General features: G+C 59.6%; 19 protein-coding genes and 3 pseudogenes. 14 read left to right on the plus strand and 8 right to left on the minus strand.

Annotation, left to right across the window (positions count from 1 at the left end; genetic code table 11):
* Nucleotides 1-45 precede the first annotated feature (45 nt).
* Complete coding sequence (locus tag G3A56_RS14545) at nucleotides 46-1,221, minus strand: DUF3095 domain-containing protein (protein ID WP_082182747.1); 1,176 nt, start codon at nucleotides 1,219-1,221, stop codon at nucleotides 46-48.
* A gap of 285 nt (nucleotides 1,222-1,506) precedes the next feature.
* Here G3A56_RS14545 and G3A56_RS14550 point away from each other — a divergent pair, with 285 nt between their 5' ends.
* From G3A56_RS14550 to queF, 4 genes and pseudogenes are all read left to right on the plus strand, one after another.
* Nucleotides 1,507-2,613 (plus strand): branched-chain amino acid ABC transporter substrate-binding protein, encoded by a 1,107-nt coding sequence (locus tag G3A56_RS14550; RefSeq protein ID WP_003494532.1) that lies wholly within the window; start codon nucleotides 1,507-1,509, stop codon nucleotides 2,611-2,613.
* Nucleotides 2,614-2,681: 68 nt separating this feature from the next.
* Nucleotides 2,682-3,109 (plus strand): annotated as a pseudogene (locus G3A56_RS14555) (glyoxalase superfamily protein).
* A 154-nt stretch (nucleotides 3,110-3,263) separates the two neighbouring features.
* A complete protein-coding gene (locus G3A56_RS14560) occupies nucleotides 3,264-4,166 on the plus strand; it encodes a cation diffusion facilitator family transporter (RefSeq protein WP_082182745.1) in 903 nt (300 codons plus the stop codon).
* A 17-nt stretch (nucleotides 4,167-4,183) separates the two neighbouring features.
* The gene (gene queF / locus G3A56_RS14565) at nucleotides 4,184-4,648 is read left to right on the plus strand and encodes a preQ(1) synthase (RefSeq protein WP_003494539.1); all 465 of its coding nucleotides are present in this window, start codon (nucleotides 4,184-4,186) and stop codon (nucleotides 4,646-4,648) included.
* Between the two features lie 25 nt (nucleotides 4,649-4,673).
* Here the strand turns inward: queF and G3A56_RS14570 are convergent.
* Both G3A56_RS14570 and G3A56_RS14575 read right to left on the minus strand, forming a co-directional pair.
* A pseudogene (locus G3A56_RS14570) lies at nucleotides 4,674-5,419 on the minus strand (DUF2076 domain-containing protein).
* Nucleotides 5,420-5,519: 100 nt separating this feature from the next.
* The gene (locus G3A56_RS14575; RefSeq protein WP_082182743.1) at nucleotides 5,520-6,110 is read right to left on the minus strand and encodes a HupE/UreJ family protein; all 591 of its coding nucleotides are present in this window, start codon (nucleotides 6,108-6,110) and stop codon (nucleotides 5,520-5,522) included.
* A gap of 235 nt (nucleotides 6,111-6,345) precedes the next feature.
* Here G3A56_RS14575 and G3A56_RS14580 point away from each other — a divergent pair, with 235 nt between their 5' ends.
* A complete protein-coding gene (locus G3A56_RS14580; RefSeq protein ID WP_035242113.1) occupies nucleotides 6,346-6,927 on the plus strand; it encodes an ATP-dependent Clp protease proteolytic subunit in 582 nt (193 codons plus the stop codon).
* 99 nt (nucleotides 6,928-7,026) lie between these two features.
* On the opposite strand, the gene G3A56_RS14585 is transcribed toward G3A56_RS14580, so the two are convergent.
* On the minus strand, nucleotides 7,027-7,284 hold the full coding sequence (locus G3A56_RS14585) for a pentapeptide MXKDX repeat protein (RefSeq protein WP_003494546.1): 258 nt from the start codon (nucleotides 7,282-7,284) through the stop codon (nucleotides 7,027-7,029).
* Between the two features lie 185 nt (nucleotides 7,285-7,469).
* Between G3A56_RS14585 and G3A56_RS14590 the strand changes: the two genes are divergently transcribed.
* The gene (locus G3A56_RS14590; RefSeq protein ID WP_080600263.1) at nucleotides 7,470-8,018 is read left to right on the plus strand and encodes a sigma-70 family RNA polymerase sigma factor; all 549 of its coding nucleotides are present in this window, start codon (nucleotides 7,470-7,472) and stop codon (nucleotides 8,016-8,018) included.
* Nucleotides 8,015-8,658 (plus strand): annotated as a pseudogene (locus G3A56_RS14595) (NrsF family protein). The gene G3A56_RS14590 and the pseudogene G3A56_RS14595 overlap by 4 nt, the downstream one beginning before the upstream one ends.
* Before the next feature lie 83 nt (nucleotides 8,659-8,741).
* Here the strand turns inward: G3A56_RS14595 and G3A56_RS14600 are convergent.
* Both G3A56_RS14600 and G3A56_RS14605 read right to left on the minus strand, forming a co-directional pair.
* The gene (locus G3A56_RS14600; protein ID WP_082182741.1) at nucleotides 8,742-9,824 is read right to left on the minus strand and encodes an esterase-like activity of phytase family protein; all 1,083 of its coding nucleotides are present in this window, start codon (nucleotides 9,822-9,824) and stop codon (nucleotides 8,742-8,744) included.
* A 66-nt stretch (nucleotides 9,825-9,890) separates the two neighbouring features.
* Complete coding sequence (locus tag G3A56_RS14605; protein ID WP_164055984.1) at nucleotides 9,891-10,145, minus strand: hypothetical protein; 255 nt, start codon at nucleotides 10,143-10,145, stop codon at nucleotides 9,891-9,893.
* Here G3A56_RS14605 and G3A56_RS14610 point away from each other — a divergent pair.
* The 4 genes from G3A56_RS14610 (at nucleotide 10,111) to leuA (ending at nucleotide 13,843) form a co-directional block, all read left to right on the plus strand.
* A complete protein-coding gene (locus G3A56_RS14610; protein ID WP_082182740.1) occupies nucleotides 10,111-11,289 on the plus strand; it encodes a benzoate/H(+) symporter BenE family transporter in 1,179 nt (392 codons plus the stop codon). The two genes, G3A56_RS14605 and G3A56_RS14610, sit on opposite strands and share 35 nt — an antisense overlap.
* Nucleotides 11,290-11,323: 34 nt before the next feature.
* Nucleotides 11,324-11,593, plus strand: coding sequence for a BrnT family toxin (locus G3A56_RS14615; RefSeq protein ID WP_082182739.1), 270 nt, complete (start codon nucleotides 11,324-11,326; stop codon nucleotides 11,591-11,593).
* Nucleotides 11,574-11,816 (plus strand): type II toxin-antitoxin system BrnA family antitoxin, encoded by a 243-nt coding sequence (gene brnA / locus G3A56_RS14620; RefSeq protein ID WP_003494559.1) that lies wholly within the window; start codon nucleotides 11,574-11,576, stop codon nucleotides 11,814-11,816. Before G3A56_RS14615 ends, brnA begins: the two co-directional genes overlap by 20 nt.
* Nucleotides 11,817-12,133: 317 nt before the next feature.
* Nucleotides 12,134-13,843, plus strand: a complete 1,710-nt coding sequence (leuA, locus tag G3A56_RS14625) for a 2-isopropylmalate synthase (protein ID WP_164056481.1) — start codon at nucleotides 12,134-12,136, stop codon at nucleotides 13,841-13,843.
* A gap of 208 nt (nucleotides 13,844-14,051) precedes the next feature.
* Here the strand turns inward: leuA and G3A56_RS14630 are convergent, their stop codons facing one another.
* The gene (locus tag G3A56_RS14630) at nucleotides 14,052-15,002 is read right to left on the minus strand and encodes a metallophosphoesterase family protein (RefSeq protein WP_082182737.1); all 951 of its coding nucleotides are present in this window, start codon (nucleotides 15,000-15,002) and stop codon (nucleotides 14,052-14,054) included.
* Between the two features lie 66 nt (nucleotides 15,003-15,068).
* Between G3A56_RS14630 and G3A56_RS14635 the strand changes: the two genes are divergently transcribed.
* Nucleotides 15,069-15,560 (plus strand): NUDIX domain-containing protein, encoded by a 492-nt coding sequence (locus G3A56_RS14635; protein WP_082182736.1) that lies wholly within the window; start codon nucleotides 15,069-15,071, stop codon nucleotides 15,558-15,560.
* 15 nt (nucleotides 15,561-15,575) lie between these two features.
* On the opposite strand, the gene G3A56_RS14640 is transcribed toward G3A56_RS14635, so the two are convergent.
* On the minus strand, nucleotides 15,576-16,568 hold the full coding sequence (locus G3A56_RS14640; RefSeq protein WP_082182735.1) for a glutathione S-transferase family protein: 993 nt from the start codon (nucleotides 16,566-16,568) through the stop codon (nucleotides 15,576-15,578).
* 299 nt (nucleotides 16,569-16,867) lie between these two features.
* On the opposite strand from G3A56_RS14640, the gene G3A56_RS14645 reads away from it, so the two are divergent.
* Nucleotides 16,868-17,437, plus strand: coding sequence for a GNAT family N-acetyltransferase (locus G3A56_RS14645; RefSeq protein ID WP_082182734.1), 570 nt, complete (start codon nucleotides 16,868-16,870; stop codon nucleotides 17,435-17,437).
* A gap of 337 nt (nucleotides 17,438-17,774) precedes the next feature.
* On the plus strand, nucleotides 17,775-19,088 hold the full coding sequence (locus G3A56_RS14650) for an MFS transporter (protein WP_082182733.1): 1,314 nt from the start codon (nucleotides 17,775-17,777) through the stop codon (nucleotides 19,086-19,088).
* Nucleotides 19,089-19,130 lie beyond the last annotated feature (42 nt).

Below are 19,130 nucleotides of genomic sequence, written 5' to 3' on the forward strand. Positions count from 1 at the left end.
ATCCGATATACGACAAAGAGATGGGGCCTTCGACCGGCGCTGTCTTCAGGGTTGTGAGGCGGCCAGCATCTGCTGCTTGAGCCGGCTCGCCGCTGCGGCATAACCGCCGTCCGCGCCGTCCACGAAATGCATGTGGTCCTTCGACAGCGGGGAGGGCACGATGCATGTCATCAATGCGGCGTCCTGCTCGTGCAAGCCAAAATAACAGGTTCCGGAGAGGCGGCCCAATTCCAGCCGCGCGCGGATTTTTTCGAGCCGGGTGACGTCTATATCCACCGTCATCTTCAGGCCGTCATCGAATTTCCTGAAATCGGTGTTGCTGGCCACAGAGCGCCTGTAGCGATCCGCGTTGAAACGCCCGAGCGACAATCCCGTCAAGCCGAGGAGATTGACGAGAAAGCTTTCGCCGAGGATGCGGAGAGAACGGCGCATCTTGCCCCAGCTATCGTGATAAGCCGCACCTGCCCGGGCTTCGAGACCGAGCCCTTCCCGCACGAAGCCGAGTTTCGGCCCATCCTCCGGCACGGGATGGCCATGTCTTGCATCCTGTTCAGCCAGATCGACAAGATCGATGACGAGTTGGCGGAATGCAGGCATATCCCGTGAGGGGCCCGGCACGGCAATGACCGACACCACCTTGCCATGGGTCGCAGGAATGGGGTTCCAACGGCAGGAAAGGCCGGTCAGGTCCGGCCGCCCGCCCGCGGCAGCGGCGGGCAGGGTGTATTGCCCTTCCTTCATCCGCGCTTCCGCCCAGCTGTTGCCGCCGCCCGAAAACATCGCATAGGAGACGTCCTCGCTTGCCTGGAAGCGGGCGACGCGAATATCGAAGCCGTTCTTGCGGATGTCCTCTATCGGAACCAGCGCTACCCGCATTGCAAGGCTGAGGTCATCCTTCACCCAGCGCTGCACATTGGAAAGCGCGGCGCCTGCGACCGGGAGCCCATCCGGCGGCACCGCAACGGCGGCGCCATCGCCGCCGAAGACGAAGGGCAGGTCATGGCGCCCAAGACTGTTGGAGATGCTTGAAATGACGGCCGCGCCCGCCATGTTGACGGCCTTGTATCTGCCGGTGCTGATCGCCGACGTCGAATCGATGATGTCGGCAATCGCCAGCGCCCATCCCGGCGGCAGGGCGCGATAATGCGCCGGGTCGGCCACATCTTCAAAATGCCGGAAGACGGGCAGGCCCGTCAGAAATTCGTCGTCTGCTGCGATCATGGCGTATTATCTCCCAGCGGCGGCCAAACGCAACGCATTTACGCTATGGCGATCCGCCGTTCAAACGACGCGATCATGGCCGGCTTCGCGATTGATTTACCGGGAATAGACCTTATCCAGCAAAGGTGACTTGCATAAATCATCAAACCTTCCGTATGAGTTGAGTTGAAGGCTCGGAATTCAAACATGGAACGGGTTTTCGCCGGGAGGCGTCCGATAGTTTCACTCGGTCGACGCCCAAGGCGCTCATCGGGGCTGAGACCCCCTATCCAAGGAGACACCAGGATGAAACTGAAGACATTGACCAGCGTGACGCTCGCAGCGTCCTTCGCATTCGCACCACTTGCCCATGCCGAAATCGTCATCGGCCTGATTGCGCCTCTTACCGGTCCTGTCGCTGCCTATGGCGACCAGGTTAAGAACGGCGCTCAGACGGCAGTCAATGAAATCAACAAGAAGGGCGGCATTCTCGGAGAACAGGTCGTCCTGAAGCTTGCCGATGACGGCGGTGAGCCGAAGCAGGGCGTTTCCGCTGCCAACCAGCTCGTCGCCGAAGGCATTCATTTCGTCGTCGGTCCGGTGACGTCAGGCGTTGCCATTCCGGCATCGGATGTCTTTGCTGAAAACGGCGTCCTGATGATCACGCCGACGGCGACCGCGCCGGGCCTGACGAGCCGTGGCCTTGCCAACGTCTTCCGCACCTGCGGCCGTGACGACCAGCAGGCAGAAGTTGCAGCAAAATACGTTCTTGGCAACCTCAAGGACAAGAAGATCGCCATCATTCACGACAAGGGCGCTTACGGCAAGGGCCTGGCGGATGCTTTCAAGACGACGCTGAATGCCGGTGGCGTTACCGAAGTTCTCTACGATGCCCTGACGCCCGGTGAAAAGGATCTCGGCGCGCTGACGGCCCGTCTGAAATCCGAAAATGTCGACATCGTCTATTTTGGCGGCTACCACCCGGAAGCCGGTCTTCTGGTGCGCCAGCTGAACGATATCGGCGCCAAGGCTGCCGTTATCGGCGGTGACGGCCTCTCGAACAGCGAGTTCTGGAACATCGGTTCGAAAGCTGGCGAAGGCACGATCTTCACCAATGCTTCGGACGCCCTGAAGAACGACGATTCCAAGGCTGCCGCCGAGGCGCTGAAGGCTGCCAACATTCCGGCTGAAGCCTTCACCCTTAACGCTTACGCCGCCGTCGAAGTGCTGAAGGCCGGCATCGAAAAGGCTGGAAGCGCCAAGGACTCTGAAGCGGTCGCCACGGCTCTGAAGAGCGGCGATGCTTTCGCAACGGCAATCGGCAAGGTCACCTATGGCGAGAATGGCGACCTGTCGTCGCAGGCCTTCTCGCTCTACAAGTGGCAGGACGGCAAGATCGTCGCAGCCGAATAAGGAGATAAGTACCGGCCGCACCTGTTGCGGCCGGTACCGTTTCTACTGCCTGGAAAGGGATATGCAGAATGGGCAACGACCACAACGCCCCGGATGCGCGCGCAACGGGCACCGAAGACCGTCCGGAAATCGGATTTGCGCAGATATTCCCGATCCTCAGGATTTTCGACGAGGCCAAGGCACGGGAATTCTACGTCGATTTTCTCGGTTTCAAGGTGGACTGGGAACATCGTTTCGGTGAGAACTTTCCGCTCTATATGCAGGTTTCCCGGGCTGGAATGGGGCTCCACCTCAGCGGCCATCACGGCGACGCGACGCCCGGTTCCAACATCTTCGCCACCATGCAGGGCGTTCACGCCCTTCAGAAGGAACTGGCTGGAAAAGACTATCGCTTCCTGAAGCCGGGGTGGAAGAACTGCCATGGGGTGATGTGATGGAAGTCATCGACCCATTCGGCAACCGCATCCGTTTCTGCGAACAGAAAAGCGAGAAGTGACGTCTTGGACGTGACTTTCAGGGTCTTGACCTTGGCGGCGGTTTGAACGATAGAAAACGCAAATAACGAACCGCGTGCACGGAAACCCGTGCGCGCGGTTCGTGCGTTTTGGCAGTCGGTTCTGCAATTCGTTCGCATCCGCACGGGGGCAAAAATGAACAGTGAAGGCAATGCACTGGTAAGGAAGCTCGCATTCTGGGGCATTCCACTTTCTTTCGGCGTGCTGGGTCTCAAGCTCGTGGCCTGGTGGGTCACGGGGTCGGTGGCGCTGCTGTCCGATGGTCTGGAATCGACCGTCAATGTGGTCGCGGCCTTCATTGCCTATTTCGTCATTCGCTACGCGCAGAAGCCTGCTGACGACGATCACCAGTTTGGCCACCACAAGGCGGAATATATCTCCGCCGTCGTGGAAGGCGTGCTGATCGTCGTTGCCGCGCTGTTGATCGTGCAGGAAGCGTGGGGCAGCCTTTTCAATCCAAGACTGCCGGAAGCGCCGGTTCTCGGTCTCGCCATCAACGCGACGGCGGGCGTCATCAACGCCGTCTGGGCCACGACCCTGATCCGCGTCGGCAGAAAATATGCCTCGCCGGCGCTTGCGGCCGACGGTCATCACATCATGTCGGATGTCGTGACGTCTGCGGGCGTTCTTGTCGGCCTCGTTCTTGCCCTTCTGACAGGTTATGCCATTCTCGACCCGCTGCTCGCCATTCTCGTGGCCATCAACATTCTGTTTCAGGGTTCCAAGGTCATTCTGCATTCGCTTGGCGGGCTGATGGACCGGGCCGTGGAGCCGGAGGAGGACGAGGCGATCAAGAAGGCGATCGCCGAGAATTCGGGTGGCGTCATCGGCGTGCATGATCTCAGGACGCGCCGCGCCGGCTCGGCCGCCTTCATCGATTTTCACGTCGTTGTCCCCGCAACGATGACGGTGCGGGCGGCGCATGATATTTGCGACCGCCTTGAAGATGCCATAAGGGACGTCATACCGGGCGCAAGCCTTGCCATTCACGTCGAGCCGGAAGGCGAAAAGGCGCATGGCGTCAAAGTCATTGTTTGAATAAGCAGGAGTTTTCCATGTCCGTGACGGATGTTTCCGGCCTGTCGCAGCTGGGCACGAAGGTTGATACGCCCGAGAGCCCGGAAAAGGCCATTCTCGAGAAGGTGCCGAACGGCAATGCCGGCACCGATTATGTGGTGCGTTTCACCGCGCCCGAATTCACCTCGCTTTGCCCGATGACCGGCCAGCCGGATTTCGCCCATATCGTCATCGACTATATTGCCGGCGATTTTCTGGTGGAATCGAAGTCGCTGAAGCTTTTCCTGCAATCCTTCCGCAATCACGGCGCATTCCACGAGGATTGCTCGGTCTATATTGCGAGGCGGCTGGTGGAGCTGTTGCAGCCGAAATGGCTGCGGATCGGCGCCTACTGGTATCCGCGCGGCGGCATTCCGATCGACGTCTTCTGGCAGACCGGTCCGGTGCCCGAGGGCGTGTGGCTGCCGGATCAGGGTGTCCCGACCTATCGCGGCCGTGGCTGATCCGGCTTTTCAGAAGGCTTAGGGTTCAGGCGAACGAACCGTCGTCGCCTGAATCGAAATCGGCATCGTCGGCGCTGTCGTCAGCGTCGGCCTGCTGGATATCGTCATCATTGTTGTTCTGCGGGCTCGCGCCGTCGCCATAATAATTATTGATGACGGTTTCCTCGACCGGGGCATTGCCCGCAGCATTGCTCCCGCCAAAGGGAGAGCCGAGCCCAAGCGACGACATGTGGCTGCCGAAAATTCCGCTCAGCGAGTTGGCAAGCAGCATGCCGCCGGCAACGCCGGCTGCGGTGCCGAGCGCCCCCTGCAAAAAGCCGCCACCTGAACGGCCGACTGCGCCGGGCTGCTGGCTCCAGGGGCCGCCGGGTTGCTGTTGACCGGCTGGTGATCCCCAGGGGCCGGCTGTCTGGCCGGCGGTATCGTTACGCCAGGATGTCTGTGGGGCAGGGGCGGGCGTCGGTGCAGGCGGCTGCGGCTGGCCGGTGCCGAAGATGGAACTCAGAAAACCGCCCTGTGCGGCCGCCTGCGGGCGGCATTGCCGCTTTCCAGCGCATGGATGCGATCTTCAAGCTGCTTGATATGGGCTGCCGCCGCCTCCAGACCCTTTTCCTGAACGATTACCGCCTGGGCAAGATAATAGGGGGCTGCGGGCTGATCGCGCACGGCGTCTGCGATCAATGTTTCCGCCTCGCGGTCACGCGGGGTGGCGGATGCGGTTCTGGTCCTGTCGAACAGGGCCTTGAGAAGCTGGCTTTCTTCCGGTGACATATGCTGCCTCCTTACCGTGAAGCGAAAATCCACGATAAGGAGGTAGGCCTCAATTCCGGCTTTTCAAAGCGGCCTGAATTTTAAATTTCGGTAATGATCGTCAGCCGCCGAAGGCGAGCGACAGGCCCGCAATCGCCGTCAGCGCGCCGACGGTGCGGCTTGCCACCGAACCGAAACGGGCAATGCCGAGGCCGAGTGCGATGCCAGCCAGATGCAGGAGGGCCGTGGCGATCATGAAGCCGATGCCGAATTGCCAGGCGCCCGCGCTGCCGAGCTCACCACCATGGGCGTGGCCATGGAAAAGTGCGAAGGCACCAACGACCGCGGCTGCTGCTGCGGTGGGAAGCCTTGCCGCCATGGCAACCAGCAGACCAAGGCCGATGACGGAGGCCAGAATTGCGGGTTCGACAAAGGGAAGGCCTACCCCATAAACCGCCATCAGGAAGCCCACGGCCATGGTGCCGACGAAGGCGGATGGCACGATCCACAGCGCCTTGCGGTCGCCCTGTGCCACGGCGATCTGCGAGGCCCAGATGCCGACGGCGACCATCGCCAGAATGTGGTCCGCGCCGAAAAAGGGGTGGGAGACGCCGGCCATGAAGGAACCGTGTTCTTCCGGGTTCAAATGGGCGAAGGCGGGCAGGGCGGTAACGCCGAGTGCGGCGGCAGTGAGGCTTAGTCTTTTCAGCATGGTTCCCTCTTTAGATTGTCGCCGCCGGCATGGGAATCTTGGGGTTCCCGCAACGGGCGGCACTGCAATGAGGCGGTGACGATATCGCGAAGGCGAAGAGGCTGTCCATGCGTCATCTGCCGGGGGTGCTGTTTATTGTTCAGGCGCGAACCTTGTCTTTTTTGCTCATTGCCTTACGTAACAAGTCGCACTATGTCCGAAGGGCATGCACGAATTACGCTGGAGAGAGCCGTTGATGAACGAAGACGAAGACGACAAGAGCAAGGAACTGCCGATCGGCAAGGAAACGGAAGCGAATCTTTTCAAGTCGCGTTCGATCTTCATCTATGGTGGCATCACGCAGGAACTGGCGCAGAAGGTCTGCACGCAGCTCGTGGCACTTGCCGCCGCCAGCGACGATGACATTCGCGTTTACGTCAATTCGCCGGGCGGCCATGTCGAATCGGGTGATTCCATCCATGACATGATCAAGTTCATCAAGCCGAAGGTCTATATCATCGGTACGGGCTGGGTCGCTTCCGCCGGTGCGCTGATCTACGTATCGGTGCCGAAAGAACGCCGTCTTTGCCTGCCGAACACCCGCTTCCTGCTGCACCAACCCTCCGGCGGTACGCGCGGCATGGCGTCCGACATCGAAATCCAGGCGCGCGAAATCATCAAGATGAACCAGCGCCTGATCAAGATCTTCTCCAAGGCCACCGGCCAGAGCGAAGAAAAGATCGCCAAGGATATCGATCGCGATTACTGGCTGGGCGCGGAAGAGGCCAAGGATTACGGCCTCGTCGGCAAGATTGTCGAGAGCCAGTCGGAAGTTTGAGCTTTCGAGTTTTAAATTGAGAAAGCCCGCATCGGTGGAAACCGGTGCGGGCTTTTTCCATTCTGGCCTGTAAATATGCTCAATGCAGGCCGGTATGCGTCATTTCATCATGTCGCAGGCCTTCATCATGTCGGCCTTTTTCATCTTGTCCATTTCCATGCCGGCCTTGTGCATGCAGTCCTTCTTGCTTGCCATGGACATGCCGTCCTTCTTCATCGGCTCCATCTTCATGGTGTCGCTGTGCATCGTGTCTTTCTTCATCGCATCGGGTTTCATGCTGTCGGCGTGGGCGATGCCTGCGAAAGACAGTGCGGACAGCATGGAAGCGGTGGCGATGGCGGCAAAAATGCGGGTCATGAAGGGTCTCCTCTGGACGTCGTTGTATGTCCGCCGACATTGTGCCGGGGCTCACGATTGTCCATTCGGTCGGGAACGGCCCATTGTTACGACTTCACGCGCTTGTGACGTGATATTTGGGCGAGATTTTTTTCAAGCCATTATGTAACAATATCCTGCGGACTGCGAATAACCCGATAGTGACGATGACAGGCAGCCTTTCGGAAGAAACATTGAAAATGCTGATGCTGCGTTCCCTCGACGGGGACGAAAGCGCTTACAGGCATTTGCTTCATGCCTTGCGCAGGCTGCTGATCGCCTATTACGGCCATCGCATGTCGTCGGCATCCAGAGGCGATGTGGAGGATCTTGTCCAGGAAACTCTGCTGTCGCTTCACGCCAAAAGGGAGACCTATGATCGTGCGAGGCCGTTTACGGCCTGGTTCTTTTCGATAGCGCGCTACAAGCTCATCGACCACTATCGAGGCAGGGGCGCGCGTGCGCTGACCGAAGTCGAGCTTGATGACACGCTTGAGGCGGAATCGTCCGTCGATGCGGTTACGGCGCGCATGGATGTCGAGCGGTTGCTCGATGATCTGCCGGAGCGGCAACGCGACCTTATTCGCAGGGTGAAGCTCGAGGGGCAGTCGATCGCCGAAGCGGCGGAAAAATCCGGCCAGACCGAGCTTGCGGCAAGGGTCGGCATTCACAGGACACTGAAAATCCTGGCGGCAAAGTTGCGGGGAGACACGTGAGAAAGACGGATGACATCATTGACCAGCTGGCGGGGATCTGAAGCCCGTACCGGCTTTTGCGCTTGAGCGCAGGCTGGCGCTTGCCGCCGTGCCGGCGATCTTCGTTTCGCTGCTGCTGATGCTCTTCATTCTCGGGCTGCGTGGCGATATGGATGCTGCCCTGACCGAAGTGGGGTTCTGGATCAAGTCCGCCTACAACGCCTTGCTGGCTATAATTGCTTTCGTCGCTGTCAGACGCCTTGCCCGTCCTGACGGTGAAAGCGGCTGGCTGTTCGCTTGGCTTGCGGTGATTTTCGTTGCGATGGCAGCGATAGCGCTGGTCCAGCTGGGGTTTGCACTGCCGGGCAATTATGGTGCGCTTATTATGGGGTCATCCGCGCTGCATTGCCCGTTTCTGATTGTCGCTTTCGGGCTTCCCATCTTCCTGGCGAATTTTTCGGTTCTCAAGCGCTCCGCTCCCGCTGATCCTGCACTTGCGGGTTTTGTCGCGGGTATTGCGGCGGGTGCGGCCGGAGCCTGGGTCTATTCGTGGTTCTGCACCGAAAACGGCATGGCCTTCGTGCTGATCTGGTATTCGCTGGGCATTCTTCTGACCGGACTTATCGGCGCCTTTGCCGGTTCACGCCTTCTGCGCTGGTGAAGGGCGCATCCTTTGCCACATCGCCTCGTTTGCCGATGCCGGCCCGGACGTCGTCCCGAGCCGGCATTGTCTTTTCACGGGTTTCACTGACCCAGGTTGGCGGGGATTGCGAATGCAGCAAACTGGGTGAACTGCTTGCCCGGGTTGAAATTGTCGTCAGAGGCAATGACGAAAAGCTGTTTGCCGTCCACCACCGGTCCGAATGCGAGGCTCTCGATATTGTCCACATCGAGACCGAAATCGCCTTCGTTGATTTCGAACCATGGTGTTTTTGATACGGGGCGCATATTTGCGGCGTAGATCTTGTCCTTGCCGAGGATGTTTTCGGCGCCGGACAGATCGACTATGAAAAAGCGGATATGGTTGCCGACGCCGGAGGCGAAATTGCGCTCCACGGCGACGAAACGGCCATCCGGCAGGGCGGCAAGGGCGGAGAGGCCGTTATCGTTATATTTCGGCTCGGCGGCCGTCGGGGTCTTGGAGATCGCTTCGGTGACATAGACATGTTCGGCGACGGGTTTCAGCGTCGCGGTGTCGATGACGAGAATACGCGCCGGGCTGCCGGCCTGCGGTGTCGCCTTCTGACCGTCCTGGGTCAACGCATTTTCCGTGGCGGCGATGAGCTTGCCGGATGTGAGGCTCAGCCCCTCGAAGCCGAGATTGTTCTGCACACCCTTCGTCTTCGCGTCATTGACGAGGTAGGCATCGGGCAGCTCCAGCCGCTTGACGTTGCCGCCATCGAGGTCCGAAACATAAATTGCCGGCTGGTTTTTCAGGTCGCGTTCCGAGGACCAGTAAAGCTTGTCGCCCTTGCGGTCGAGCGCGATGCCTTCCGCATCGATACCCTTCGGTGCGAAGGCCGCCCCGGTCTCGTCCTTCAACTCGCGCGTGGCGGCGATGTTCAGCGTGACGACGCCTTCCGTCACGGCCAGTTCCAGCTCGTAATAGCGGGCAGGGCCTTTTTCGACGCGATCATCGGAGATGGCGAGATAGCGACCGGTTTCGCTGTCGAAGGTCAGATCGGAAATGCCGCCAAAGGTGACGCCATTGATGGAAAGGCCGGAAGGCACGACGATCTGCCCCAAAAAGGTTGGTGCCGGCGGGGTTTGCGCTGCTACCGGAAGGGCAGCGAAACAGAAAGTGGCGATGGTGATGATGCGAAACATGGAGACGACCCCTGTTGTGGCGGATGCCCTGTCGTGACGACTGCCCAGAGGATTAGCGTGCTGCCGCTAAACTTTGATGACGTTTTCCATGCCGCCGTACCTGAAGTCTGGCACCTCATCTTGCCAAGCCGCTTCTTTTTTGATCCTGAATGATATCAATGCTTCATCCAAAACGTGCCGCCATCTTCGGATTCGTGCTCCACGTTTTGAGTTTCGTTTTCTGCCTGTCGCCAGTGCATAGCGCTTTATGTCTTCCGCGACAGCCAGCAGGCCGTAGAGTGCTTTTATGCTGAGAGATTTTTCCGTCCAGAGCCTGTTCATGGGATGCCTGACCGCCTTTGTCGGCTTCGCCAGTTCCTTTGCTGTCGTGTTGCAGGGCCTGAAGGCTGTCGGAGCGACGGATTTCGAAGCGGCCTCCGGGCTGATGGCGCTTTCGGTCGCGATGGGGGTTTGCGCCATCGCTCTTTCCGTCGCCACCCGGCTTCCCATCAGCATTGCATGGTCGACGCCCGGAGCAGCGCTTCTGGCAACCACCGGCGTGATCGAGGGCGGCTTTCCAGCCGCCGTGGGTGGGTTCATCATCTGCGCGATATTGATCATCATTGCCGGCCTGTTCAGGCCGCTCGGAAGGGCGGTTGCCTCCATTCCCGCGCCACTTGCCAATGCCATGCTGTCAGGGGTCATCATCGGCCTGTGTTTCGCGCCGATCAAGGCGATCGGTTTCAACCCGATGCTTGGGTTGCCGATCATTCTCGCGTGGATCGTGGTGGGAGCCTTCCGGCGGCTTTTCGCGGTGCCCGCCGCCCTTGCCGCCTTTGTGCTGGTGATGATCTTTGGCGTCGATATTCCGGCGGGCGCGCTGGACAGCGTGGCGCAATCGCTGACACCGCCGATGGAATGGGTAACGCCCGTCTTCAGTCTCCACGCGGTTGTTTCCATCGCGCTGCCGCTCTTCATCGTCACCATGGCTTCGCAGAATATTCCCGGCATCGCGGTGCTGAAGGTCAATCACTACGATCCTCAGCCCGGACCGCTTTTCGCCTCGACCGGCTTTTTCTCGCTGCTTTCCGCACCGTTTGGCGGCCATGCGGTCAATCTTGCGGCCATCACGGCGGCGATGTGCGCGGGCGAGGACGCCCATCCTGATCCAAAGCGACGTTACTGGGCGGCGATCATCGGCGGTGTCGGTTACATCATCTTCGGCCTCCTGGCGGGCGTGGTGACCGCCTTCGTGGCGCTTGCGCCGCCCATCCTCATTCAGGCGGTGGCCGGGCTTGCGCTGGTCGGCGCCTTTTCCGGCTCAGCCGTTGCGGCCTTCAGGGAGCCGGAAACGCGTGAGGCAGCGGCGATCACCTTCCTCATCACCGCATCCGGCCTTTCCTTCGCCGGTGTTTCCGGGGCCTTCTGGGGCTTGATCGGTGGTGGGCTGATGATGGCGTTGCAGCGGGTGGTGAAGCGTGGTTAGATAGGGAGCTTATTGTTTTAAAGAAATATTATTTATGGATTTCGAATTCGATCCTGCCAAAAGTGAAAGTAACAAAGACAAACATGGGATAGATTTCGTCGAGGCAAGAGCGCTTTGGCTGGACGAGAAAAGACTTGTCGTTCTTCTCGAAACCACGTCGGAAGAACGGTATATTATGATCGCTCAGTTGCGAGGAAAGTGCTGGAGCGCCGTCTATACCTACAGAAATGACCGGTTGCGGATCATTTCCGTCAGGCGTTCCAGAGACAAGGAGAAGCATCGTTATGAAGACGATAAGCGCTGAAGATTTCGACAAAAAATTCGATGATGGCGAAGATTTGGATGACTATGTCGACTGGTCCAAGGCCACCCGTCCGGGGCTGGAATTGGTGCATGTCGATGTTGATCTTCCCGAAGAGGTTTTGCGGAGAGTGGATGCGGAAGCGGCGCGCCTCGGCACGACGCGTCAATCCCTGATGGCTGAATGGATCGCCGAAAGGCTGGAGAGCGTTAGGCAGGTAAAATAAAGCGAGCGATCACAAGGTGACTTGTCAGACCGCCAGACGCTGTTTATACACATCGCCATGAGCAACAGCATCGCAACCATTTCCGGCATGAGCGCGCAGATTTCTGCGAAGGTCTCGCCGTGCGGTGCACTCTCGCTTCTTAGCCTCGACCTTACACGCGGTTGCCGGGTCCAGTGAGGAGCGCCCGGCGGCCGAAAGCCCGCTGGCGCTAACGCTCCTCATCTCGAAATCTCATTTTATACTGGATTTAGGCCCTGAAGGGCCGCGCATCCGCCGATGGCGAAAGACGCCCGCGGACTGCGCAAGGAGGAAGCGAAATGGACGCCAAGATCACCAATATTTCCAAGGGCATGGCTGACGCGAGCGTGAAGTATCGCCCTTACCCCACCATCAATATCCCCGACCGCACATGGCCGGGCAAGACCATCGACAAGGCGCCGATCTGGTGTTCGGTGGACCTGCGCGACGGTAACCAGTCGCTGGTCAACCCCATGGGTCACGACCGCAAGGCCCGCATGTTCAAGCTGCTGCTCGAAATGGGCTTCAAGGAAATCGAAATCGGTTTTCCGTCCGCTTCGCAGACGGACTTCGATTTTGCCCGCTGGTGTGTGGAAGAAGGCAATGTGCCTGACGATGTTTCCCTGCAGGTGCTGGTGCAGTGCCGCCCGGAACTGATCACCCGCACCTTCGAGGCGCTGGAAGGCGCCAACAAGCCGATCATCCACTTCTACAATTCCACCTCGGAATTGCAGCGCCGCGTGGTGTTTGGCAAGGATGTGCACGGCATCAAGCAGATCGCCGTCGATGCGGCCAAGATGATCACCGACATGGCAGCCAAGGCTGGCGGTGGTTACCGCTTCGAATATTCGCCTGAGAGCTTTACCGGCACCGAGCTGGAAGTGGCGCTGGAAATCTGCAACGCCGTGGTTGAGGTGGTGAAGCCGACGGCGGACAACAAGCTGATCCTGAACCTGCCGTCGACCGTGGAAATGGCGACGCCGAACATCTATGCCGACCAGATCGAATGGATGTGCCGCAATATCGACAATCGCGAAAACGTCATCATCTCGCTGCATCCGCATAATGACCGCGGCACGGGCATCGCCGCGACGGAGCTGGGCCTGATGGCCGGTGCTGACCGCGTCGAAGGCACGCTGTTCGGCAATGGCGAGCGCACCGGCAATGTCGACGTCGTGACGCTGGCGCTGAACATGTATACGCAGGGCGTCGATCCTGAGCTGGATTGCCGCGATATCGAGCGTATCAAGGCGGTCTACGAATATTCCAACGAGATGACGATCCCTGAGCGTCACCCTTATGTCGGCGAACTGGTCTATACGGCGTTTTCCGGCTCGCATCAGGATGCGATCAACAAGGGCATGAAGGCGATCAAGGTCGCCAATCATCCCGTCTGGGAAGTGCCCTATCTGCCGATCGATCCGAAGGATGTCGGCCGTTCCTACGAGGCGATCATCCGCATCAATTCGCAGTCCGGCAAGGGCGGCATCGCCTATATTCTCCAGCAGGATTACGGCATCAACCTGCCGCGCAACCTGCAGGTGGAGTTCCGCGAGGAGATCCAGCGCATTACCGATGAAGAGGGCGTGGAACTACCGGCCAAGCGCATCTATGAGCGCTTTATCGAGCGCTACGTGACGCAGCCCAATGCGCGCATCAAGTTCGTCGATCACCACACTTATCCGGCAGGCGATTTCAAGGGCGTGCGCATCGTGGCTGCCGAAATCACCGATAATGGCGAGGTGAAGCGCATCGAGGGCAAGGGAACAGGTCCGATCGACGGGTTCATCAACGCGCTGTCGGTCTATCTCGGGATCGATCTGTCGGTGAATGACTATTCCGAACATTCGCTGCAGCATGGCTCGAATGCATCGGCCATCGCCTATGTCGAGATGGAGCATCCGGGCGGCAAGCTGTTCGGGGCAGGCGTCAATACGAACATCGTGGCGGCGTCGCTGGAGGCGATTGTTTCGGCGGCCAATCGGGTGCTGGAAGAGCGGGCTAGGTAAGCGGGGTTTGAAGGGTGGGGCTTACCCCCTCTGCCCTGCCGGGCATCTCCCCCTCAAGGGGGGAGATCAGCAAGATGGACTACCCCCGCTTCACTCTCAAACGTCGAGATGGGCGAAACCTCGCCTCTGGTCGATCTCCCCCCTTGAGGGGGAGATGCCCGGCAGGGCAGAGGGGGGTAAGCCCTATCCTCCGCATCACGTCTGCGTTTTATTCCTTCGGCAAAGAAAACCCCAGCGGCCTGCCATTTTCATAAAACACCCGCACATCCTCGAGTCCGATACCCGTCCCCGTCTCATTGAGGCTATGGCGTTCACACGCGACATTCCAGGTGCCGGGTCCGCCGGAAATGTGGAAGAGATTATAGGCCGCGCGCGGTTTTTCGCCGCCGGGTCCCTGGCTGGCAGAGGAAATGCCGACAACCGGGATGTGATCTTCCCCGTGATGGGTGTTCAGCCAGTAGACGGTGTTGAGATGGGTGTGGCCATGCAGCACGAGTTCCGCGCCGCCGACGCCGAGAGCAGCGGCAAAGCGGCGAACGCCGAACATGCGTTTATGGGCGGCAGTGGCGCCCCGGATCGGTGGATGATGGATCATCACGACGCGGAACAGGCCCTGTTCACCGGCTTTTTTCAAAAGCTCCGCCGTTGCGCGCGCCTGCCGGTTGCCGAAATAGCCGGTGGCCGAAAAGGGCGGCGTTGCAATCGAGGTTGAGCAGCCGATCAGCGCGACGGGACCGCGCACCCGCATATAGGGAAAGATCTTGCGGTCGTCGTCCCATTCCGCCGGATCGCCATCGCCGCGCACATAAGGGTACCAGGCCCGCATGGCCTTGTCGTGCGCGCCGGAAACATAGGCGTCGTGGTTACCGGGAACAACGGAGGTTCTTTCCGGATCGCCCACTTCTTCCAGCCAGTCGGCGGCGGCGCGAATTTCAATGCCGGTCGCAAGATTGACGAGATCGCCGGTAATAGCCAGATGATCCGGCGACTTTGTCTCCAGATCGTCGAGCAGCTTTTCCAGCGTGTCTGTGAACAGGTGCTTGCGGCGGTTGCGGTGCCAGTTGACGAAACCGGTGATACGCTTGGATGCAAGTTCCCGGAAAGTGAGTTTTGGCAGTGGCCCCAAATGGACGTCTGAAATATGCGCAAGTTTGAACATGGCGGCAGAGATAACCTATGATATGCGGCACGTCCAATAAAAGCCTGCCGAAGGGGAGATACCAGGGTGAATGACGAGACAACCAAGCGGCGGGCCCGTCCGTTCCACACACGCGTCCTCATCCGTCTGCTTCATTTCGTTTTTCTGTTCACCCGGGGTGCAACGCTTGGCGTGCGTGCGGCCTGTTTTGATGACAGGGGCAGGATTTTTCTTGTGCGACACACATATCTGCCAGGCTGGTATCTGCCGGGCGGCGGGGTGGAGCGTGGGGAAACCCTGCTGATGGCGCTCCACAAGGAAATCCGCGAGGAAGGCAATCTCGAGGCGGCCTCAAAGCCCGAGCTTTTCCATGTCTACCTCAATCTGGAAGGCAGCAACCGTGATCATGTGGCGCTCTACCGGCTGGAGGTTACCCAGACCACGCCGAAAAAGCCGGATCACGAAATTTCCGAAAGCGGCTTTTTCGATCTCTCGGACCTGCCGGAAAACGTGACGCCCGCCACCCGCCGCCGCCTTGCCGAACTTTCCGGCGAAGCGGCCATTGTCGATTACTGGTAGCGGCGGCGTCTTCCGTCAGGCGAGCACCTCGCGCCCGTGCGCCATGGTGAGGTCCAGTTCCGGGCCGATGGGCACGATGCCGGTCGGGTTGATGGTGAGGTGGCTGCGGTAATAATGTTCCTTGATGTGGCGCATGTCGACCGTCTCCGGCACGCCCGATGTCTGGTAGAGATCGCGAAGATAACCCGTCAGATGCGGGTAATCGTGAATGCGGCGGATGTTGCATTTGAAATGGCCGACATAAACCGGGTCGAACCGCACCAGCGTGGTGAACAGACGCCAATCGGCCTCCGTCTGCTCTGAGCCGAACAGGAAACGTTGCTCCTTCAGCCGGCCCTCCAGCATATCAAGCGTTTCGAACACCTTCACGGCATTCTGCTGATAGGCATCCTGGGTGGTGGCGAAACCGGCCTTGTAGACGCCGTTATTGACGGTATCGTAGATGATGTCGTTCAACGCGTCGATCTCTGCGCGCAGCGCCTCGGGATAAAAATCCGCTTCCGATCCGGTGAGATCGTTGAAGGCCACGTTGAACATGCGGATGATTTCGGCGGATTCATTGGAAACGATGGTGCCGCGCTGCTTGTCCCACAAGACCGGAACGGTGACCCGGCCGGAATAATTGGCGTCTGCCTTGGTATAAACCTGCCACAGCGTGGAGAGGCCGAAGAGGTGATCCTCGGTCGCCCCCGGCGTGCGCTCGTCTTCCGGCCTGAATTCCCAGCCGTTTTCCAGCATCAGCGGATCGACGACGGAGACGGAAATCAGGTCTTCCAGCTTTTTCAGCCTGCGGAAAATGAGGGTGCGATGCGCCCAGGGGCAGGCGAAGGAGACGTAGAGATGGTAGCGATCCTTCTCGGCCTTGAAGCCGCCCGTTCCGGAAGGACCGGGCTCGCCGTCCGATGTTATCCAGTTGCGGAATTGCGAGGCGCTGCGCTTGAAGTGCCCCTTGGTTTCCTTGGTGTCGTACCAGACGTCTTTCCATACGCCTTCCACCAGCATGCCCATGACGATCTCCTTGGTTGTTTCCCTGTTGGCGTCGATCCTAACCGTTCCGCATCGTTCCGCGAACCCGCGACGCGTTGAACAATGCGTTTCCGGTCTTGCATCAGCTGAATGGGACAACGTCGAGATTTGTTCTGGACGGGTGCGGATTTTCCTGATAATTGCGATTTTCACAAATCTGAGGAAATTGTCGATTATGATCGAAACACGGATGCTCCGACGACGCTGACGCTCCTGAACGCCCTTACCGGCGCAGCCGTCATCTATTGTCGCATCCGCATTCTGGAAGTTTCGGTCTCTTCATGTCCAAGCACGATCTTGTCTACCTCACCGAGGACGCGTCGCACGACGCCATCATCGAAGTCATCAACGAAGAAGCATTCGGTCCCGGCCGTCACACCCGTGCCGCAGCGCGCATCCGCGAGCAGGGCCCGCATGACCGGTCGCTGTCCTTCGTCTGCGCCGACGATGGCGAGACGATTGCTTCGGTGCGCATGACGCCGGTTCTGGCGGGCGGCGTGCAGGGCCATATGCTCGGCCCGCTTGCGGTTAGGCCTTCGCACAAGAATATGGGCATCGGCCGGGAACTCGTCCGGATTGCGATTGCCGCCGCCAGGCGGAAAGGCTCCGAGGCCGTGATCCTGATCGGCGATCCGCCCTATTATATGCCGCTCGGTTTCGAGAAGGTGGCTTACGCGGCGCTCGATTTTCCCGGCCCGGTGGATATGAACCGGGTGCTGGTCGTGCCTCTTGGTGACGACGTGCACCAGCGGCTGAAGGGCAAGATCGGCTGGCACAAATTTGAGGCCAGCGTGCCTGCTGCCACAGCGGAAGAGGATGGCTTCGAGGAGCCTCTTCGGGTTTACGCCTGACGGATTTCATTTGCGGCGGATTTGCCGTTTCTTGCCAGTGCGCTCTATTTCCCTCATTCCTGTGCTTGTCACAGGAATCCAGCCAGCCCAAGTCCTTGGGCTGAAAGGACTCCTCTCGCCGCGCGAGAGCGGCGTCGGCTAGATTCCTGTGACGAGCACAGGAAAGAGGGCGGTGGGCATGGAGTCGCCCCATATCAGCACGGGCCGGTTATGTCGCTAAGACGAGGCGATGGTATTCTGTCTTGAAACCATGCATCGCACTCCGCAAAATTCAATTCCGTTTCTCTCCCCCATGCGATAGCACTCGAAAGTCGATTTCGACGAAGGGGGCAGGCATATGACGGCAATTACCATGAACGATGCGCTGGAGCGCGCGGGCGCAGGCGCCTATCAGCGGCGGCTGATGGGTATTTTCGGCCTCGTCTGGGCTGCGGACGCCATGCAGGTTCTGGCGGTCGGCTTCACTGCCGCTTCGATTGCCGCGAGTTTTGGCCTGACGGTGCCGCAGGCCCTGCAGACCGGGACGGCTTTCTTTTTCGGTATGCTTCTGGGCGCTGCCGGTTTCGGGCGTCTGGCGGATCGTTATGGCCGTCGACGTGTGCTGATCATCACCGTTGCCTGCGACGCTGTGTTCGGTGTGCTTTCCGTCTTTGCGCCGGATTTCGCCATTCTCCTTGTCCTGCGCTTTCTGACCGGGGCGGCCGTGGGCGGTACTTTGCCGGTGGACTACGCGATGATGGCCGAATTCCTGCCGGCGAAAAATCGGGGGCGCTGGCTGGTCTTTCTGGAAGGTTTCTGGGCGATCGGCACTCTGATCGTGGCGCTCGCCGCCTGGGGCGCGAGCCTTGCCGGCGTTGCTGATGCCTGGCGCTACATCTTTGCGGTCACGGCCTTTCCTGCCGTTCTCGGCCTCGGCCTACGGTTCCTTGTGCCGGAATCGCCGCTTTTCCTGATGCGCTCGGGTCGGTCGGAGGAAGCAAAGGCGGTCGTCAACCGCATGCTGGTGGTGAATGGCCGCGCGCCGCTCGATGCCGGAACCGGGCTTTTCCAGCCCGATGTCACCAAGGGACAGGGGATATTTTCACCGGCGCTCAGACAGCGCAGCATCATGATCCTAGCCATCTGGTTCCTCGTTTCCGTCTCCTACTACGGCGTATTTACCTGGATGCCGGCGAAACTGGCGGGTGACGGTTTCGGCTTCGTGCGCGGTTACGGTTTCCTCGTGCTGGTGGCTCTGGCGCAGATCCCCGGTTATGCGCTTGCCGCCTATGGCGTTGAAAAATGGGGCCGCAAGCCGACGCTGATCGGTTTCTGCCTGCTGTCGGCACTCGGTTGCCTTCTCTTCACGCTTGCCACCGGCGGCGCGATGATCGCCGCCTCGCTTCTCATCATGAGTTTTGCGCTGCTTGGCACCTGGGGCGCGCTCTATGCCTTTACGCCGGAGCTTTACCCGACGGAGTCGCGGGCGACTGGCATGGGGGCGGCAGGCGCCATGGCAAGGCTCGGTGGCCTGCTGGCGCCATCATTGCTGGGCTATGTGATCGCGCAGGGCTTCGGCGTCGCAATCGGCATTTTTGCCGGGCTTTTGGTGCTGGCCGCCATTGCAGCAACCATGATCAATGCCGAAACGCGGCAGGTGGCACTGACATAGGCTGCGGTAATGTGGAGAACGGCCTGACCCTTTCAGTTCAGA

It is taken from the genome of Rhizobium oryzihabitans (assembly GCF_010669145.1).
Lineage (GTDB): Bacteria > Pseudomonadota > Alphaproteobacteria > Rhizobiales > Rhizobiaceae > Agrobacterium > Agrobacterium oryzihabitans.

Bases quoted from the DNA above. Each gene is read 5' to 3' on its own strand.
- leuA (WP_164056481.1), top strand. From the start codon at position 12,134: ATGGACGCCAAGATCACCAATATTTCCAAGGGCATGGCTGACGCGAGC.
- G3A56_RS14630 (WP_082182737.1), bottom strand. From the start codon at position 15,002: ATGTTCAAACTTGCGCATATTTCAGACGTCCATTTGGGGCCACTGCCA.
- queF (WP_003494539.1), top strand. From the start codon at position 4,184: ATGTCCGTGACGGATGTTTCCGGCCTGTCGCAGCTGGGCACGAAGGTT.
- G3A56_RS14645 (WP_082182734.1), top strand. From the start codon at position 16,868: ATGTCCAAGCACGATCTTGTCTACCTCACCGAGGACGCGTCGCACGAC.
- G3A56_RS14610 (WP_082182740.1), top strand. From the start codon at position 10,111: ATGCTGAGAGATTTTTCCGTCCAGAGCCTGTTCATGGGATGCCTGACC.
- G3A56_RS14650 (WP_082182733.1), top strand. From the start codon at position 17,775: ATGACGGCAATTACCATGAACGATGCGCTGGAGCGCGCGGGCGCAGGC.
- G3A56_RS14545 (WP_082182747.1), bottom strand. From the start codon at position 1,221: ATGATCGCAGCAGACGACGAATTTCTGACGGGCCTGCCCGTCTTCCGG.
- brnA (WP_003494559.1), top strand. From the start codon at position 11,574: ATGAAGACGATAAGCGCTGAAGATTTCGACAAAAAATTCGATGATGGC.
- G3A56_RS14560 (WP_082182745.1), top strand. From the start codon at position 3,264: ATGAACAGTGAAGGCAATGCACTGGTAAGGAAGCTCGCATTCTGGGGC.
- G3A56_RS14615 (WP_082182739.1), top strand. From the start codon at position 11,324: ATGGATTTCGAATTCGATCCTGCCAAAAGTGAAAGTAACAAAGACAAA.
- G3A56_RS14550 (WP_003494532.1), top strand. From the start codon at position 1,507: ATGAAACTGAAGACATTGACCAGCGTGACGCTCGCAGCGTCCTTCGCA.
- G3A56_RS14640 (WP_082182735.1), bottom strand. From the start codon at position 16,568: ATGGGCATGCTGGTGGAAGGCGTATGGAAAGACGTCTGGTACGACACC.
- G3A56_RS14605 (WP_164055984.1), bottom strand. From the start codon at position 10,145: ATGAACAGGCTCTGGACGGAAAAATCTCTCAGCATAAAAGCACTCTAC.
- G3A56_RS14585 (WP_003494546.1), bottom strand. From the start codon at position 7,284: ATGACCCGCATTTTTGCCGCCATCGCCACCGCTTCCATGCTGTCCGCA.
- G3A56_RS14590 (WP_080600263.1), top strand. From the start codon at position 7,470: ATGACAGGCAGCCTTTCGGAAGAAACATTGAAAATGCTGATGCTGCGT.
- G3A56_RS14600 (WP_082182741.1), bottom strand. From the start codon at position 9,824: ATGTTTCGCATCATCACCATCGCCACTTTCTGTTTCGCTGCCCTTCCG.
- G3A56_RS14575 (WP_082182743.1), bottom strand. From the start codon at position 6,110: ATGCTGAAAAGACTAAGCCTCACTGCCGCCGCACTCGGCGTTACCGCC.
- G3A56_RS14580 (WP_035242113.1), top strand. From the start codon at position 6,346: ATGAACGAAGACGAAGACGACAAGAGCAAGGAACTGCCGATCGGCAAG.